The sequence below is a fragment of the Shewanella electrica genome, from assembly GCF_022321485.1.
GTDB lineage: Bacteria > Pseudomonadota > Gammaproteobacteria > Enterobacterales > Shewanellaceae > Shewanella > Shewanella electrica.
This window is the reverse complement of record NZ_JAKOGG010000784.1, coordinates 1-235: the sequence shown is the minus strand read 5'-3', so window position 1 is coordinate 235 and position 235 is coordinate 1. Positions and strand designations below refer to the sequence as shown.

The window sequence follows — 235 nt, the reverse complement described above, 5'->3', positions numbered from 1 at the left end:
CTTAAGTCGTCGGCGTACAAGAGCGTGCCGTACAGGGACGCCGCCATGGATCTCGACGTCGAGACGCCAGCGAAAATGGCGGACGGCGGGGCCCCGTCGTGGCGCATGTCTCTGCCGCACGTGTGCGTCGCCACGCTCACCTCCTTCCTCTTCGGCTACCACTCCGGGGTCGTGAACGAGCCGCTCGAGAGCATCTCCACCGACCTCGGCTTCGCCGGGAACACCCTCGCCGAAG

Annotated in this window: 1 protein-coding gene; it reads left to right on the top strand. The window is 66.8% G+C overall.

What is annotated here, in order from left to right:
* Positions 1–45 precede the first annotated feature (45 nt).
* Positions 46–235: hypothetical protein (locus L9G74_RS22070; protein WP_238899088.1), on the top strand; the 190-nt coding region annotated here is incomplete at its 3' end.